This is a genomic window from Aliiroseovarius sp. M344, assembly GCF_025140835.1.
Lineage (GTDB): Bacteria > Pseudomonadota > Alphaproteobacteria > Rhodobacterales > Rhodobacteraceae > Aliiroseovarius.
In genome coordinates, this window is sequence record NZ_CP081153.1 from 1,251,971 (window position 1) to 1,267,291 (window position 15,321).

Sequence of the window (15,321 nt, forward strand, 5' to 3'; positions counted from 1 at the left end):
ACGTCATCTAGGTGTTTTGCCAATGGCCTCGACTATATATAGTGGCCGGGCAACCATGAGACGAGAGATTCGACATGCCCCTGAGCCCCGAGCAAATCCGCGAAATTGAAGAACAACGCAGCGCGCCGCAATCCACCCTGCGGGCGGTCAGCCCGGGCATGGAAAAACACCTTTATACCGCCCATGAAGTGCTGGACCACGGGTTCGTGCGCGTCATCGACTATATGGGCGACGACGCCGCGATCTGTCAGGCCGCACGCGTCAGTTACGGCAAAGGCACAAAATCGGTGCAAAATGACGAAGGTCTTATCCGGTATCTGATGCGGCACTGGCACTCGACCCCGTTTGAGATGTGCGAAATCAAGCTGCATGTGAAGCTGCCCGTTTTCGTGGCCCGCCAGTGGATCCGCCACCGGACCGCGAATGTGAACGAATATTCGGCGCGCTATTCGATCCTCGACCGCGAGTTCTATATCCCTGCGCCCGAACATGTCGCTGCGCAATCGGTGGTGAACAATCAGGGCAGGGGCGCTGCGCTGGAAGGCGCGGAGGCCGCGAAGGTTCTGGAAATCCTGAAGGCCGACAGCAACCGCGCCTATGATCACTATGAACAGATGATCAGTGACGAGGGCCAATTGGGCCTCGCGCGCGAACTGGCGCGGATGAACCTGCCCGCCAACATCTATACCCAATGGTACTGGAAAGTAGACCTGCACAACCTGTTCCACTTCCTGCGCCTGCGCGCCGACCACCACGCCCAATACGAAATCCGCGTCTATGCCGACGCGATCTGCAACATCGTCGCCGACTGGGTCCCCGCCGCCTATGGCGCGTTCGAGGATTACCGTCTTGGCGGCGCCAACCTCTCCGGTCGCGCCATGGATTGCGTGCGCCGCATGCTGAAAGGCGAAGAGGTCACGCAGGAGAATTCCGGCATGTCGAAAGGTGAGTGGAGGGAGTTTGAGGCGGAGTTGAATGGGTGATCAAGCAGAAAGCAAGTTGTGCGTAGTTTGCGCTGATTCGATTCCATCTCAGGCAATAAAATGCACTAGGTGTCAAAGCTACCAAAATTGGCGAAGGCATTTGTCAGTCGGCAATAGTTCTTTGGCACTTTTAGTCGCTCTGCTGGCGGTCATTGGTCCTGCTACGGAAGGTTTGAAGGACTTACTTGAGTGGCGACGGGAGGTATTACAGAAAGAGGTCGAGCTAGCCATCGCCAACTTTACGCCTAACGAAGCCTCGGTTTTGGTTTCTAACAAAACCGATCGTTCGATTGTCGCTGGCGCATTCCAATGTGCGCTTAAGCTTCCCCTAGATGGAGAGTTTAGTCTTAGTACTTTTGTAGAATCTGGCTACTCCAAATTTGACTGGCCGAAAAGTCATCAGACGATCGATTTTCTGGTATCCTATTCATCGCCAAAGATTGAACTGATAGCGGCTAATAGCGAGGCATACGTAGAGTATGTTAGTGACTTTGTTTCGCCACCACTTAGGTTTTCTGGAAACCCAGAAGACGAAGCAATGAGCTATTGCTACTTGGAGGGAAAAAACAGTGCAAATAGCTTGGTGCCAAACGGGCTTCTACTTGAACCTTCTTACCTACTTTTTTTTGATGCATTAGAGTTGATTGAACGCGCTGACTTTCACGAAAGTCAGGCAGATGAAAAAGCGGATTGGATTTCTAAAATCGATAAGGCCAGAGGGAAATAGACCGTTTTCTTCGTTGAAAACTTGGTTGACTGGTTTTCTGACATGATCGCCCGTGCCACGCACGGGCAGCGCCCGACCCTCTCCGTCGTGCCGGAGGCACGCCTTCGGCGTGACAGGGCGCTTCGTACCCACCCAGGGTCAGGCGCTGCCCAACGCAATTTTTGCGCGCCCTAACCACTCCTCCAAACAAAAACCCCGCCGAGTTTTCACTCTGCGGGGCTTCTCATTTCCAGTGATCAAACCCGATCAGCTGACCAGTTCAAGGTCCACGGCGGATGAACGCCCGTCGCGGCCCTCTTGCAGGTCAAAGCGGACTTTTTGGTTGTCGGCAAGCCCTGTCAGGCCCGAGCGTTCGACCGCAGAGATGTGCACAAACACATCGTTGCCGCCACCATCGGGCGCGATGAAGCCGAAGCCTTTTGTGGTGTTGAACCATTTTACGGTGCCGGTTTGTTTGTCGGCCATGTCCGTCTCTCCTTACGTCATGTCCCTGCGGCGTGCAGGGTCTTCAAGTGCAGTCAGGTATCGTCCGACTGCTTGGAAAGAGGCGGTAGATAGGTCTGTCTTACAGGTTAAGATTTGGCCGTTATATAAGGAAATGCAAGAGATTCGTGAAAACGGGCGCGTTATTGACATCAATTTACGATCTTTCATCTTACCCCGGATCGGGTCATAACGGGCGCGGACTATCCGGTCGGATGGGCTGTCAGTTGGGGGATGAAATGCGCGTTTGGGGACTGAAAAACTGTGACACATGCCGCAAGGCCGTGAAGGCGCTAGAGGTGGCAGGCCTCGCGTTTGATTACGTCGATGTGCGGGCTGATGGGGTCGATCCGGGCGATCTGGCGCGGTTCCATGCGGCCTTTGGCGAGGCGCTGGTCAACAAACGCTCGACCACGTGGCGTGGGTTGTCCGAGGCGGATCGCGCTGGCGATCCTATTGATTTACTGTCGAAAAACCCAACCCTGATGAAGCGCCCGGTGATCGAAGACGGCACCAGGTTGACGTCGGGTTGGGACACAAAAACACGCGATAACTGGTTGGAGTGCGCGGACTAAGCGCCTATCTGTTCGGAAAGTAGGAGGTATCTGCATGCGCAACGCTGCATTGGTTTTAGGGATTATCGCCGGAATATGGGGCATGATCGTTGGGTTTTTCGGATATGGGTATACCGAAGTGATCGACCGGATTGGCGAATTGCCCGATCTGGCCGAACAGGTGGACCATCCGGGGCGTATCCGCGCCTTCGCTCTGGTCGCACCGGTTTTGGCGCTGGCCGGGGGCGCGATGGCACGCTCGGCGGCGCAGATCGGGGGCATTTTGCTGCTTTTATCCGCCGCGGGCATGTATTTCGCCTTCGGATATGGCGTGTTTACCATGTTTCCGATCGCGCTGGCTGGTCTGGGTGGATTGCTGGCGCTGTTCGCGGTCAAGCCCGACCCGCACTAGCGGGCACGCAGGCCCTAGCGGATTTTCAAGAGCCGGTCGATGGACAGCGGCCCCGCGCCTTTCAGCACCAAGGTCACCAGTACGACCATCCAGAACAGCCGCTGATCCAGGATCACGGCATCAGGGATGCGATCAAACCATGCGCCCAGCGTTTCGGGCTGTTCGATCCCGCCGTGGCCATAAAGGTCGGTCAGGCTTTGCACGATGACAAAGCCGATCATCCCCAGCGCGGCCAATCGTGTCAGCAACCCGATGGTGATTAGAAGCGGCAGGATGAACTCAGCCAAGGTGCCAGCGACGACCACGGCCCAGTGGAACATGCCCAGCTGGCCGACGTCATAAGATGCGGCCTCCATCGCCTTTGGGAAAATCTGTGCATAGGCGCCAAGGCTCGGCTGGAAAATGCCAAGCAGGCCGTCGCCGGTTTTGGTCAAGGCCGAAGCCCAGAAATATCCCAAAAGGGTTGCGGCAAAGGTGAAGCGGGCCAGTGTTGGCAGGGTGAACGGGGACATCCGCTCGGCCAAATTTACCAGCGGGTTGTACAAGTTAGCCAGGGCGCGCATGGCGGGTTCCTTCCAAAATTCTTAGTCTGGTTTGTCGATGCCGGTTATGGCTTGGGTCGAAATCATGACGCCCAAAGTGGTTGTCAGATCAAAGTCGGGGGCATCCGCAGTGGCCAGGCCAAGCGCGGTCCCAAAGCTGCGCCCTTTGATCAGCGAGCTGACGAAACGCGCGCCACCTTCCGGCAGACGCTCGGCGACAGGGTCGAACCCAACACGGCAAATCAGAATGTTCTCGCCGCCGCCTTTCGGTTGCGGGCCGTCTTTCATGTTGAAATCCCAAATGGCTTTCGCTGGCCATTTGGTCACCAAGACCTCGCAGGCTGGTGACATAATCAGCCGCGTTGCCATCAAGGCGCGGTGATCCAACTGGGTCAATTCATCAGGATTGATCGGCGTTCCATCGCCCGCGTGATAGGCGCGGCGCAGTGCCAGTTCCAGACGCGCCACATCGGGCAGGTATTTCAGATGAAGCGTGCCGGGGAAACTTTCCAAGAACCCCGGAAGGGCCGCGCCGTAATGCATCATCAACGGTGACGCAGGCGGATGGATGCGCAGGTAAACCTTTGCCATCTCGCGGAAAAAATCGTCACCCACGAGTTTTGCAAGAACCGGGAATCCCGTCAGCATCGCCTCTGACAGACCATGCGCCACATTGTTTCGATAGACAGAAAAGCGCTTGGTCGCTTGCTGCCCGTCGGGATTTGTCAGCCCCTCGGGCACGGCTTGCTGGGGATCAAGCAGGGCCTTGCGGAAATCAGTTTGCGTTACAGTCACGCCGCTTGCCCGGGAAAGAGTTTCGCTCTGGCTCATGCGGGCACCTTTGCGGCGATTGCCGGTTCCATGTGGCGTGTCGCGCGGGCGGCCTCGGCTTCTAAAATATCCCACTCCGGCACGTCATTGTCCCATTCAACAAGGGCAGGGCGTGCGCCTGCACGGGCGACTACGTGGTCAAACAAAGTCCAAACCGGTTCATCCACCGGTGTGCCGTGGCTGTCGATCAGAAGCTTGCGCCCCAACTCGTCCGCGTCCTCATCATGACCGGCAAGGTGAAATTCCTCAACTAATTCAAGTGGGTAGGCGTCGATATAGGCGCGCGGATCAAATTCGAGGTTCGTTGCAGAAACGAAGACGTTGTTCACGTCCAGCAACAATCCGCACCCCGTGCGCCGGGCAACTTCGCGTAGAAAATCCGGTTCGGACCACGTGCTTTCCGCGAAGGCCAGATAGGATGATGGGTTTTCAAGCAGCATCTTGCGCCCTAGATTTTCCTGCACCTCGTTGATATGCGCGGTGATCCGGGCAATCGTTTGTGTTGTGTATGGCAGCGGCAGAAGGTCGTTCAGAAACGCTCCGTCATGGGTCGACCACGCCAGGTGTTCGGAAAACTTCGCGGGGTTCAACCAATCGACAAGCTTGCGCAGCCGCGCCAGATGTTCGGGGTCCAGTCGGGTTTCGCCGCCAATCGACAGGCCAACACCGTGAACAGAAATCGGGAAACGTTCGGCAAGGTGGCGCAGTTGCGCCATCGGGCGCCCACCATCGCCCATGAAATTTTCGGCATGGATTTCGAGCCAGCGGACCGAGCCGGGATCGTCCATCAGGGCAGCGAAATGCTGGGGTTTGTAACCGACACCTGCGCCAATGGGCAGCGTATTGTCATGAGCAATATCAATCATCGAAAGCTCCATCAGAGTGTCGGATCAAAAGGTGTCTCTAGCATAAAAGGCACCCCTGTCGGGCGCGCAAAGGCTCTGGCCGGGCGGTCCGGCCAGAGCAATTTGTAACCGGACTTAGCTGGCAGGCAGGTTGGTTTCCAGCGCTTCCAGCGAACCTTTCAGCATCATGCCTTCAGCGTCGGTGACTTCCATGGTCTCGCACGAACCAGCGGGAACCAGCTTCCATGCGTTGCCTTGGTAATCGACGGTCGAGGTGCCGGCGCAAGTTGTGCCGGGTCCAGCAGCGCAATCATTCTGACCAGCCAGCGAAACACCAAAGCACTTTTCCTGCTCGCCATCAGCGAAAGCAGGGACAGCGCTTGCAGCGACAGCAGCAGAGACGGCACCAAGAACGGCTACGGTTTTCATGTTATTCGACATCGAGTTTCCTTTCGGGTTTTATTCGCACCGCTCTGAGGCGGTATGGAAAAGGTAATCGGTGTTGTGCTGATCGCTCCATTCACGAAAGCGTAATTCACGGCCCCGTTAGCACGTGTGAGTATTTGGGTCAGGGACATTTGCTTTGCCGATGTGCCATTTGACACCGTGAAAGCTTCTTTTTTAAAAGGGTTTTTAACCGTTACGCGGATTGCAGGCTGGAAATAAATGTTCCAACGCGCGAGAAATTGCCTTCGAAAATTTCAAAACAATCGCCAGATGCTTGGTTTTTGTTACAGGTTTCCGGGCTTTTCAGAGCGCGGGTCAGAGTGTTTGCACGCACTTGTAACATGAAATTAAACGAAAAACCCCCACACAAGGCGGGGGTTTCTGGGTCTGCAGCGGATTTAGATCAGGTCTGGCGGCGTGGATTCCTGAGCGAGCGTTGCGACAACCTCGTCCATCGTCAGCACTTTCGAATGCTTGTCGCCCAGACGACGCATCGAGACCGTGCCGTCTTCAACCTCTTTCATGCCGCAGGCCAGGATGACGGGCACTTTGCCAACCGAATGTTCGCGGACCTTATAGTTGATCTTCTCGTTTCGGATGTCGGCTTCGGCCCGAATGCCTTTCGCAACCAGTGCATCGACAACTTGGTGCACATAGTCATCAGCGTCGGACACGATGGACGCGACCACGACCTGACGCGGTGCGATCCAAAACGGAAGCTTGCCCGCGTGGCTTTCGATCAGAATGCCGATGAAACGTTCGAAGGAACCAAGCGTCGCACGGTGCAACATGACTGGGCGGTGTTTGGCGCCATCCTCGCCGACATAGTTTGCGTCCAGACGTTCAGGCAGCACGAAATCAACCTGGTGCGTGCCGCATTGCCAATCTCGGCCAATGGCGTCGGTCAGAACAAACTCAAGTTTGGGTCCATAGAACGCGCCTTCGCCGGGGTTCAGCTCTGGTTCGATTCCCGCGGCACGTGTTGCGGACAGAAGGGCCCTTTCGGCCTTGTCCCAAATCTCGTCCGAGCCAGCCCGCTTTTCGGGGCGGTCCGAGAACTTCACGCGGAACTCTGGAAACCCGAGGTCGCGATAGATGTTCGACAGAAACTCAATGTAGATCTTCGTTTCTTCCTCGATCTGGTCTTCGGTGCAGAAAATATGCGCGTCATCTTGCGTAAATCCGCGCACCCGCATGATCCCATGCAGCGCGCCCGAAGGTTCATAGCGGTTGCACGAGCCAAACTCGGCCATGCGCAGCGGCAGATCGCGATAGGATTTCAGGCCTTGGTTATAAACCTGCACGTGGCAGGGGCAGTTCATCGGTTTCAGTGCGTTGACGGATTTCTCGCGCGCGTGTTCTTCGTCCACTTCGACGATGAACATATGCTCTTGGTATTTTTCCCAATGGCCCGAGGCTTCCCACAATTTTCGGTCCACCACCTGCGGCGTGTTCACCTCAACATAGCCGCCGCGTTTTTGCTGGCGGCGCATGTAGTCCTGAAGCTCGGTGTAGATTGTCCAGCCGTTCGGATGCCAGAAAATCTGGCCGGGGGCCTCTTCTTGCATATGGAACAGGTCCATTTCGCGGCCCAGCTTGCGGTGGTCGCGCTTGGCAGCCTCTTCCAGCATATGCAGATGCTTTTTCAACCCTTCTTTGTTCTGGAAGGCGACACCATAGATGCGTTGAAGCATGGCGCGGTCTGAATCTCCGCGCCAATAGGCCCCGGCGATGCTCATCAGTTTGAACGAGTCGGCCGGTAACTGGCCGGTATGTTGTAGGTGCGGACCACGGCACAAATCTTGCCAATGGCCGTGCCAATACATGCGCAGTGGCTCATTGCCGGGAATGGCGTCGATCAGCTCGACCTTATAGGGCTCGTTATTGGCTTCATAGAACTTGACCGCGCGGTCGCGGTCCCAAATCTCTGTGGTGACCGGCTCGCGCTTGTTGATGATCTCTTTCATCTTCGCTTCGATCTGGCCGAGGTCTTCCGGTGTGAATGGTTGTTCGCGGTCGAAGTCGTAATACCAGCCGTTCTCGATCACTGGGCCGATGGTGACTTTCACGTCAGGCCAGATTTCCTGCACGGCGCGCGCCATCACATGGGCGAAGTCGTGGCGGATCAGTTCCAGCGCCTGCGCATCGTCCTTCATCGTGTGAAGCGAAATCGACGCATTGGCATTGATCGGCCACTGCATGTCCCAGTGGGCACCGTCTACAGTGGCGGAAATGGCTTTCTTGGCCAGCGAATTGGAAATGCTGGCCGCGACATCGGCAGGGGTCACACCTGCGTCGAAATCACGCGAATTGCCGTCAGGAAATGTAAGGGAAATCTGGCTCATGGCCTTCTCCTCGTCGTTTTGGCGCCCACGGAACGCCCGGTTGCGGGTTATGTGTGGCCGCGTTTTGAACCTTGTTCCGGCGGCTGTCAACGGCTTGCGGGCAAAGTTGGGGATTGCAGCGCGTTTCGCGCCCGGTATGGTTTGGCCGACACAGCAGACGGGAAAGACCATGTCCGACACACAATTTCTTGAGACCGCAAATGGCCGCCGCATCGCATATGTAAAAACCGAGGGGACCGGGCCGACCATCCTGTTTCTGTCCGGGCTGAAATCGGACATGGAGGGTACGAAGGCCGTTGCGCTTGAAGCCTGGGCAAAAGCCGAAGGCCGTGCGTTCCTGCGCTTTGACTATTCCGGTCACGGGCAAAGCTCAGGGCAGTTCACCGACGGCTCAATCGGCGACTGGCACGAAGACACTTTGGCAGTCGTCGACATGTTGATAGACGGCCCGGTGTTGGTGGTCGGCAGTTCGATGGGTGGATGGCAGTCACTGCTTCTTTCGCGCGCGCGTCCGGGGCGGGTGATCGGCCTCGTCACCATCGCGGCCGCGCCTGATTTTACCGAAGATGGCTATTGGGCCAGCTTTACGGATGACCAAAAAGCTGAGTTGGAGCGCGAAGGGAGCGTGTCGATCCCATCGGAATATGATGAAGACTACATCATCACCAAGCGCCTGATCGAAGACGGGCGCGACCATCTGGTGCTGCGCAGCCCGCTCACGCTCGATATGCCGGTGCGGTTCCTTCAGGGCACAGAAGATACTGCGGTCTCGACGGCGCAGGCGGTCAGGCTTCTTGAACATGTTGACGGCGATGACATCCGCCTGACCTTAGTGAAGGGTGCGGATCACAGGTTTTCGGACGAGGAATGCCTGCGCACCATTCAGAAAATGGTCAAAGTGGTGCTGGCGCGCGGTTGAATGCCATGATCCTGCGCCGCGGCGATACCGCTTGCGCAATTTTTCGCGGCGGGCCAAAGTCCTGCCCGAGGCAAGACAGACAAGACAGACAAGCGAGCGAATGATGCCAGATCCTGTGGTTTTAATCCCCGGAATGATGTGCGATGCGCGGGTCTTTGGCCCCCAGATCGACGACTTGTCGCGCGACCATATCGTTGTGGTTGCCCCACCTGTTGTTGGCGACACGATCCGCGACATGGCAGCCCATATGCTGGACAACCTCCCGCCGCGTTTCTCGCTGGCGGGGATTAGCATGGGCGGCATTGTCGCGATGGAGATCGCTCGCCGTGCACCCGAAAGGGTCATGCGATTGGCGCTCATTTCGACCTCACCATTGCCAGATACACCGGCGCAAGCTGCGTGGCGCGAACCGCAGATTGTACGGGCCAGTGCAGGGCGGTTGGACGAGGCCATGGCGGAATCATTGTCGCCAAACAATCTGGCCCCAGGTGCTGGTCGTGACACGGTCGCAGAGTTGGTGCTTAGCATGGCGCATGGTTTGGGCGGCGAGATGTTCGTGCGCCAATCGCGGGCCCTTCAGCGTCGCCCCGATGCACAACGCAGTTTGCAGCGATTGAAAGTGCCCACCATGGTCATGTGCGGTGCACATGATGGGCTGACCCCGCCAAAACGGCACGAGACGATGGCAGCCCTTATTCCGGGGGCAGAACTGGTGATCTTGCCCGAAGCGGGTCATCTGCCAACAGTCGAAGTGCCACAGCAGGTCAATATCGGCATGCGTGCCTGGCTTGAGATGCCGCTTGAGCTTCGGTAATTAAACGCATGTTTTAAAATAGAAAAGGCGCACCTAACGGTGCGCCTTTTTTCGTGCCGTTTGCGATCAGGACTACTTGCTGCCAGCCGCCACGACTTTCAGGTTCGAACCTTTTGCAGCCGCTTTCTTGGCCCGCTTCTTGGCGGCCTGGGCAGCGTGTCGCCCGGCGTTCTGATCAATGAAGTCCAGGACCAAGGGGCGAATGTTATTGCGCCAGCTTTTGCCCGCAAAGATGCCGTAGTGGCCGGCACCTTCCTCAACATGGCTGGCCTTTTTGTCGGCGGGCAAGCCGGTCAAAAGATCCAGTGCCGCGATACATTGGCCGGGGGCGGTGATGTCGTCTCGGGTCCCTTCAACCGTTTTTACAGCGACGTCGGTGATTGCGCCGATGTCGACCTTGTGGCCGTCAACGATGAATTCATTCTTCGCGATTTCACTGTTTTTGAAGACGCGTTCAACTGTCGTCAGGTAAAACTCGGCCGTCATATCCATAACCGCGAGGTATTCGTCATAGAACCGATTGTGCTTGTCGTGCTCGGACGCTTCGCCCTTTGCCACACGCATGATCTGGTCCGAGAACGCTTTCGAATGGCTTTCTGCGTTCATTGACATGAAGCCAGCCAGTTGCAGAAGGCCCGGATAAACCATCCGGCCTGCGCCTTTGTATTTAAACCCCACGCGCTGAATGGCGGTTTCTTCCAGCTGTCCCATGGTCACGCGACGACCAAAATCGGTCACGTCGGTGGTGGCCGCGTCCGGGTCAATTGGGCCGCCGATCAAGGTCAGCGTTTGGGGCTGTGCTTCTGGGTCGAGCTCGGCCAGATAGGCCGTCGCCGCCAATGTCAAAGGTGCCGGTTGGCAGACCGCGACGACGTTGATGTCGGGGCCAAGATGGCGCATGAAATCAACAAGATAGAGGGTGTAGTCCTCAATGTCGAATTTGCCTTCGCTTACCGGGATATCGCGCGCGTTGTGCCAGTCTGTGATGTAGACTTCGGCTTCGGGCAAAAGACTTGCCACAGTGGAATGCAAAAGCGTTGCGTAATGGCCGGACATGGGCGCCACCAGAAGGATGCGGCGCTTCTTCTCAGGACGCCCCACAACCTTAAACTGGATCAGATCGCCGAAGGGCCGTTCGACCAGCTTCTCGATCTGGACCACATGGTCGCGGCCATCTTCACCAACCACACTGACGATGCCCCAGTCAGGTTTCATCACCATGCGGTGGAAACTGCGTTCTGTAACTTCGCCCCAAGCCGCCATTATCTGGAAAAAGGGGTTCGGCACCAGGGCGGTTGCCGGGTACGAGCCCATGGCGGCTGCGGTTGCGCCAAGCCACTGATTCGTGTTGCGGATCGTTTCCATAAGGTCGTAGGTGGCCATATAACGCATTTTAATTAGCCTTTGATTTTTGCACGCTGCATTCGCATAGTTGCTATCATATGCAGACTTTACGATGCTGCACCTGCAGAAACCATAGGGGGGAAATTGTTTCATGACAACTGACCAAGTTAACAAAGGCCAGGAACTGAGTGAACTTAGCGACAATCTTTCCCGAATAGAGGCATTGTCCAAACGCCTTGCTAATATCATGGCGCATCGCAAGCCTGTTCGTCCAAATCTGCAGGGGCCGGGACAGGAATTCTATACCAAAACGGCTGGTACAATCTGGGCGGACATGATGGCGAATCCGTCAAAGTTGTTCGAACACCAAGTCGCTTTTTGGGGCAAAACGCTTGAGCACGCGATTGAAGCGCAAGCCGCGCTGGCCAGCGGTGAATTCAAAGCGCCCGAGGACACCGGGCCGAAAGATCGCCGCTTCTCGAACCCGCTTTGGGATTCCCACCCCTATTATAACTACCTCAAGCAGCAATATCAGATCACCTCGCAGACGATGGAAGAGGCGTTGAAAAGCGTCGATGGTCTGGACTCCGATGATACAAAACGCTTGGAGTTCTTCACTCACCAAATCATAGACATGATGAGCCCGACCAACTTTCTTGCCACCAATCCGGACGCGATGGAACTTGCGGTCGAGACAAATGGCCAGTCGCTCGTAAAGGGATTAGAGAACCTCATCGCGGATCTCGAGGCGAATGACGGCGAGCTTCTGGTGAAGCTGGTCGATGAAAGCGCGTTTGAGGTTGGCAAGAACATCGCCACCACGCCCGGGCAGGTGGTGTATCGCAACCGGATGATGGAATTGATCCAGTATGCGCCGACCACTGAAAAGGTCCATGCCACGCCGTTGATCATCTTCCCGCCTTGGATCAACAAGTTCTACATCATGGACCTGAAGGAGCAAAACAGCCTGATCAAATGGATCGTCGATCAGGGATATACGCTGTTTGTGGTCAGCTGGGTGAACCCGGATGCCTCCTATGCGGATGTCGGGATGGGCGACTATATTGAAGAGGGCTATTTGGCCGCGATACGCGAGGTGAAAGCGATCACCGGACAAAAGAAAGTCAACGCTATTGGCTACTGCATCGCGGGAACGACGCTGTCGCTCACGCTGTCGCTGATGAAGAAGCGCGGCGATAAATCCGTTAACTCCGCGACATTTTTCACCACCCTGACCGACTTTTCCGATCAGGGCGAAGTCGGCGTCTTTCTTGACGACGATTTTGTCGGCGGGATTGAAGAAGAGGTGAATGAACGGGGGTATCTGGACAGTTTCTTCATGTCGCGGACGTTCTCATACCTGCGGCCCAATGACCTGATCTATGGCCCGGCCATCAACAGTTACATGCTGGGCAAGACGCCCCCCGCTTTCGACCTTCTGTATTGGAACGGCGACAGCACCAACCTGCCAGCCAAGATGACGGTCGAGTATTTACGTGGGCTTTGTCAGGGCAACCGCTTTGCCCAAGGTGATTTTGAGCTGCTGGACGAGCACTTGTCGATCGCGGATGTTGATGTTCCGCTGTGTGCGATCGCCTGTGAAACCGACCATATCGCCGCGTGGAAGTCGTCTTACGACGGGATGCGCCAGATGGGGTCAAAGGATAAGACCTTTATCGTGTCTCAGAGTGGCCACATCGCCGGGATCATCAATCCCCCGTCAAAGAAGAAATATGGCCACTACACCAACGATGACTGGCCGGCCGCGTCGGATGACTGGATGGAAGGCGCGACCTTTAACGAAGGGTCTTGGTGGGGGCGGTGGGAAGCCTGGCTCAGCAAGCGATCCGGCAAGCAAATCGACGCGAGAGACATCGGTGATTCGTCGCAAAAACCTTTGGCGCCAGCGCCGGGAACATACGTTGTGGCAAAACCAAATACCTGATTTTCAACAACTTAAAAGTGTCACATGCTGCAGTGCAGAAAAAACTTGATTTTCTGCACTGCAGCATACATATTGTCGTCATAACAACTTGAGGCGCCGAACTCCTCCCCGGTGCCTAACCACGGAGAAACGACAATGACTAAGACACAAGACTTCACCAAAATGTTCCAAGAGATGCTGGGCAACTTCCCGGTTGACATGTCGGTCGCACAAGACGCTTTCAAAAACCAAGCTGCTCTGGGCGAAAAACTGTCGAAAGTTGCTCTGCAAGCTGCAGACAAATCGGCTGAAATCTCGACCAAATGGACCAAAGAAACTCTGGCCAAAATGGGCGACGTTTCTGCTGCCAAAGAAGAAGCTGCTGACTATGGCAAAGCCATGTCTGACTTCGCTTCGGCACAAGCTGAGCTGGCTGCTGAAAACATGGCCGCTTTCGCTGAAGTTGCGAAAAAAGTTCAAGCTGAAACCGTTGAGCTGATGATGGCTGCTGGCAAAGAGCTGGGCGACGACGCACAAGCTGCTGTCAAAAAAGCCACCGACGAAGTTCAGAAAGCTGCCAAAAAAGCGACAGCTAAATAAGAGGATTTCGCCGGATATCAACCTCCCGTCCGGCCAATTCGGAAAGGGCGAGCTTCAAGCTCGCCCTTTTTTTATGGGCACGCGCTGCTGCCCCTTACGTAAACTTTGGTCAAAAAGCTTGCCTTTGATAGTGGCGCTGTTAGGCTTTTGCAGTGCAGCAACACCAAACTGCTGCGGGGAGGTATCATGGCTCAGAAACAAGAACCGCTGCTGATCAAACGCTATGCGAGTCGGCGCTTATATAACACCGAGACGTCCGATTACGTGACGCTCGACGATATCGCAGGGTTCATCCGCGACGGTCGCGAGGTTCAGATCATCGACCTGAAATCTGGTGACGATCTTACCCGGCAATATCTGCTTCAAATCGTTGCTGAACACGAAAGCCGTGGTGAAAGTGTTCTGCCGGTTGATGTATTGACGGATCTGGTGCGGTCCTACACCACGCAGGCGCAAAGTATTGTGCCGCAGTTTTTGGCTGCCAGTTTCGAAATGCTGCGCAGTGGGCAGTCGAAAATGATGGAAAATCTGGGAACCATGGGCAATCCAATGGCGAAGATGCCTGGATTTGAAGCGATGCAAGCCCAGCAGGAGGCTTTCATGAAAGCCATGATGGGCAGTTTTTCCGGCTCGACGTCGTCATCTGATGACGACGATGACGGGTCTGAAAAAACCGAAGGCGGGTCCAATGAGGAATTGGATGCCATCAAGAAACAACTGGCTGAACTGCAAAAGAAACTTTCGGGTCTCGGCTGACACATAAACACCGCTGGAAAGCAGAAGGGACGCGGATAACACGCGTCCCTTTTTCATTTTAGACCGGCGCGTTGCGTCGGCTTAGTAAGTGCGGATCAGACCGACCAACTTGCCCTGAATACTGACCTGACCTTCTGGCAAAAGGCGGGTTTCATAAGCTGCGTTGGCCGCTTCAAGCGCGATCATGCCGTCCGTTTTGCGGAACCGTTTCAGCGTCGCCTCATACCCGTCAACTTGCGCCACGACGATATCGCCGTTTTGCGCCTGGTTGGTCTCGCGAATAACCACAACGTCGCCATTGTTGATCCCGGCGTCGATCATTGAATCGCCCTTGACCTCAAGCGCATAATGCCGCCCGCCGGTGGCCAGCATGGTTTCCGGCACCGAGACGTGCTGCGCCCCGTCAGTAATGGCCTCGATCGGTTCACCCGCTGCGATGCGGCCCATCAAAGGCAGATCACTGATGCCCAGACCTTCCAAAGGAATGGCGGTTGGTGGCGTGCGATCAGGGCGGTTGCCATCAATGACCCGAGGTTCAAACCCTGCGCGTCCGGCGTTTTCCAGCGGCTCTGGCAGTTTTACGATTTCAATGGCGCGGGCGCGATGGGCAAGGCGGCGAATGAAGCCACGTTCTTCCAGTGCGGTGATCAAACGATGAATCCCGGACTTGGATCGCAGATCAAGCGCTTCCTTCATTTCATCAAAAGACGGCGGCACGCCATCGCGTTGAATCCGTTTGTGAATAAATTCCAAAAGTTCCAACTGCTTGCGTGTTAACATGCTCTCGCACCTCCG

General features: G+C 55.9%; 17 protein-coding genes. 9 read left to right on the forward strand and 8 right to left on the reverse strand.

Going from position 1 to position 15,321, the window contains the following annotated elements:
• Positions 1-74: 74 nt before the first annotated feature.
• A complete protein-coding gene (gene thyX, locus K3556_RS06080; RefSeq protein ID WP_260518832.1) occupies positions 75-983 on the forward strand; it encodes an FAD-dependent thymidylate synthase in 909 nt (302 codons plus the stop codon).
• A complete protein-coding gene (locus K3556_RS06085) occupies positions 976-1,710 on the forward strand; it encodes a hypothetical protein (protein WP_260518833.1) in 735 nt (244 codons plus the stop codon). The genes thyX and K3556_RS06085 overlap by 8 nt, the downstream gene beginning before the upstream one ends.
• A gap of 246 nt (positions 1,711-1,956) precedes the next feature.
• Here K3556_RS06085 and K3556_RS06090 read toward each other — a convergent pair whose 3' ends face one another.
• Positions 1,957-2,175, reverse strand: a complete 219-nt coding sequence (locus K3556_RS06090; RefSeq protein ID WP_260518834.1) for a cold-shock protein — start codon at positions 2,173-2,175, stop codon at positions 1,957-1,959.
• Between the two features lie 164 nt (positions 2,176-2,339).
• On the opposite strand from K3556_RS06090, the gene K3556_RS06095 reads away from it, so the two are divergent.
• Both K3556_RS06095 and K3556_RS06100 read left to right on the forward strand, forming a co-directional pair.
• Positions 2,340-2,768 (forward strand): arsenate reductase family protein, encoded by a 429-nt coding sequence (locus K3556_RS06095; protein WP_312847284.1) that lies wholly within the window; start codon positions 2,340-2,342, stop codon positions 2,766-2,768.
• Positions 2,769-2,802: 34 nt separating this feature from the next.
• Complete coding sequence (locus tag K3556_RS06100) at positions 2,803-3,159, forward strand: hypothetical protein (RefSeq protein WP_260518835.1); 357 nt, start codon at positions 2,803-2,805, stop codon at positions 3,157-3,159.
• A 14-nt stretch (positions 3,160-3,173) separates the two neighbouring features.
• On the opposite strand, the gene K3556_RS06105 is transcribed toward K3556_RS06100, so the two are convergent.
• From K3556_RS06105 to thrS, 5 genes are all read right to left on the reverse strand, one after another.
• The gene (locus tag K3556_RS06105; RefSeq protein ID WP_260518836.1) at positions 3,174-3,722 is read right to left on the reverse strand and encodes a DoxX family protein; all 549 of its coding nucleotides are present in this window, start codon (positions 3,720-3,722) and stop codon (positions 3,174-3,176) included.
• A gap of 21 nt (positions 3,723-3,743) precedes the next feature.
• Complete coding sequence (locus tag K3556_RS06110) at positions 3,744-4,532, reverse strand: DNA-binding domain-containing protein (protein ID WP_260518837.1); 789 nt, start codon at positions 4,530-4,532, stop codon at positions 3,744-3,746.
• On the reverse strand, positions 4,529-5,398 hold the full coding sequence (locus K3556_RS06115; RefSeq protein ID WP_260518838.1) for a DUF692 domain-containing protein: 870 nt from the start codon (positions 5,396-5,398) through the stop codon (positions 4,529-4,531). The genes K3556_RS06110 and K3556_RS06115 overlap by 4 nt, the downstream gene beginning before the upstream one ends.
• A 114-nt stretch (positions 5,399-5,512) precedes the next feature.
• Entirely contained in the window at positions 5,513-5,818 is a 306-nt protein-coding gene (locus K3556_RS06120; RefSeq protein WP_260518839.1) for a DUF2282 domain-containing protein, read from the reverse strand.
• 404 nt (positions 5,819-6,222) lie between these two features.
• Entirely contained in the window at positions 6,223-8,169 is a 1,947-nt protein-coding gene (gene thrS, locus K3556_RS06125) for a threonine--tRNA ligase (protein ID WP_260518840.1), read from the reverse strand.
• Positions 8,170-8,338: 169 nt separating this feature from the next.
• Between thrS and K3556_RS06130 the strand changes: the two genes are divergently transcribed.
• Positions 8,339-9,088 (forward strand): alpha/beta fold hydrolase, encoded by a 750-nt coding sequence (locus K3556_RS06130; protein ID WP_260518841.1) that lies wholly within the window; start codon positions 8,339-8,341, stop codon positions 9,086-9,088.
• 103 nt (positions 9,089-9,191) lie between these two features.
• The gene (locus K3556_RS06135) at positions 9,192-9,902 is read left to right on the forward strand and encodes an alpha/beta fold hydrolase (RefSeq protein WP_260518842.1); all 711 of its coding nucleotides are present in this window, start codon (positions 9,192-9,194) and stop codon (positions 9,900-9,902) included.
• Positions 9,903-9,974: 72 nt separating this feature from the next.
• Here the strand turns inward: K3556_RS06135 and phaZ are convergent, their stop codons facing one another.
• Positions 9,975-11,294 carry a polyhydroxyalkanoate depolymerase gene (gene phaZ, locus K3556_RS06140; RefSeq protein WP_260518843.1) on the reverse strand — a complete coding sequence of 440 codons (1,320 nt, stop codon included), beginning with the start codon at positions 11,292-11,294 and terminating at the stop codon, positions 9,975-9,977.
• Positions 11,295-11,397: 103 nt separating this feature from the next.
• Between phaZ and K3556_RS06145 the strand changes: the two genes are divergently transcribed.
• The 3 genes from K3556_RS06145 (at position 11,398) to phaR (ending at position 14,526) form a co-directional block, all read left to right on the forward strand.
• Positions 11,398-13,191: an alpha/beta hydrolase gene (locus tag K3556_RS06145; protein ID WP_260518844.1), complete on the forward strand. Its 1,794-nt coding sequence runs from the start codon at positions 11,398-11,400 to the stop codon at positions 13,189-13,191.
• A 135-nt stretch (positions 13,192-13,326) separates the two neighbouring features.
• The gene (locus K3556_RS06150) at positions 13,327-13,770 is read left to right on the forward strand and encodes a Phasin (RefSeq protein WP_260518845.1); all 444 of its coding nucleotides are present in this window, start codon (positions 13,327-13,329) and stop codon (positions 13,768-13,770) included.
• 186 nt (positions 13,771-13,956) lie between these two features.
• Positions 13,957-14,526, forward strand: a complete 570-nt coding sequence (gene phaR / locus K3556_RS06155) for a polyhydroxyalkanoate synthesis repressor PhaR (RefSeq protein WP_260518846.1) — start codon at positions 13,957-13,959, stop codon at positions 14,524-14,526.
• A gap of 81 nt (positions 14,527-14,607) precedes the next feature.
• Here the strand turns inward: phaR and lexA are convergent, their stop codons facing one another.
• The gene (gene lexA, locus K3556_RS06160) at positions 14,608-15,306 is read right to left on the reverse strand and encodes a transcriptional repressor LexA (RefSeq protein ID WP_260518847.1); all 699 of its coding nucleotides are present in this window, start codon (positions 15,304-15,306) and stop codon (positions 14,608-14,610) included.
• Positions 15,307-15,321: the final 15 nt, after the last annotated feature.

Coding starts and splice junctions, on each gene's coding strand:
- thyX (WP_260518832.1), top strand. CDS start 75: ATGCCCCTGAGCCCCGAGCAAATCCGCGAAATTGAAGAACAACGCAGC.
- K3556_RS06085 (WP_260518833.1), top strand. CDS start 976: ATGGGTGATCAAGCAGAAAGCAAGTTGTGCGTAGTTTGCGCTGATTCG.
- K3556_RS06090 (WP_260518834.1), bottom strand. CDS start 2,175: ATGGCCGACAAACAAACCGGCACCGTAAAATGGTTCAACACCACAAAA.
- K3556_RS06100 (WP_260518835.1), top strand. CDS start 2,803: ATGCGCAACGCTGCATTGGTTTTAGGGATTATCGCCGGAATATGGGGC.
- K3556_RS06105 (WP_260518836.1), bottom strand. CDS start 3,722: ATGCGCGCCCTGGCTAACTTGTACAACCCGCTGGTAAATTTGGCCGAG.
- K3556_RS06110 (WP_260518837.1), bottom strand. CDS start 4,532: ATGAGCCAGAGCGAAACTCTTTCCCGGGCAAGCGGCGTGACTGTAACG.
- K3556_RS06115 (WP_260518838.1), bottom strand. CDS start 5,398: ATGATTGATATTGCTCATGACAATACGCTGCCCATTGGCGCAGGTGTC.
- K3556_RS06120 (WP_260518839.1), bottom strand. CDS start 5,818: ATGTCGAATAACATGAAAACCGTAGCCGTTCTTGGTGCCGTCTCTGCT.
- thrS (WP_260518840.1), bottom strand. CDS start 8,169: ATGAGCCAGATTTCCCTTACATTTCCTGACGGCAATTCGCGTGATTTC.
- K3556_RS06130 (WP_260518841.1), top strand. CDS start 8,339: ATGTCCGACACACAATTTCTTGAGACCGCAAATGGCCGCCGCATCGCA.
- K3556_RS06135 (WP_260518842.1), top strand. CDS start 9,192: ATGCCAGATCCTGTGGTTTTAATCCCCGGAATGATGTGCGATGCGCGG.
- phaZ (WP_260518843.1), bottom strand. CDS start 11,294: ATGCGTTATATGGCCACCTACGACCTTATGGAAACGATCCGCAACACG.
- K3556_RS06145 (WP_260518844.1), top strand. CDS start 11,398: ATGACAACTGACCAAGTTAACAAAGGCCAGGAACTGAGTGAACTTAGC.
- K3556_RS06150 (WP_260518845.1), top strand. CDS start 13,327: ATGACTAAGACACAAGACTTCACCAAAATGTTCCAAGAGATGCTGGGC.
- phaR (WP_260518846.1), top strand. CDS start 13,957: ATGGCTCAGAAACAAGAACCGCTGCTGATCAAACGCTATGCGAGTCGG.
- lexA (WP_260518847.1), bottom strand. CDS start 15,306: ATGTTAACACGCAAGCAGTTGGAACTTTTGGAATTTATTCACAAACGG.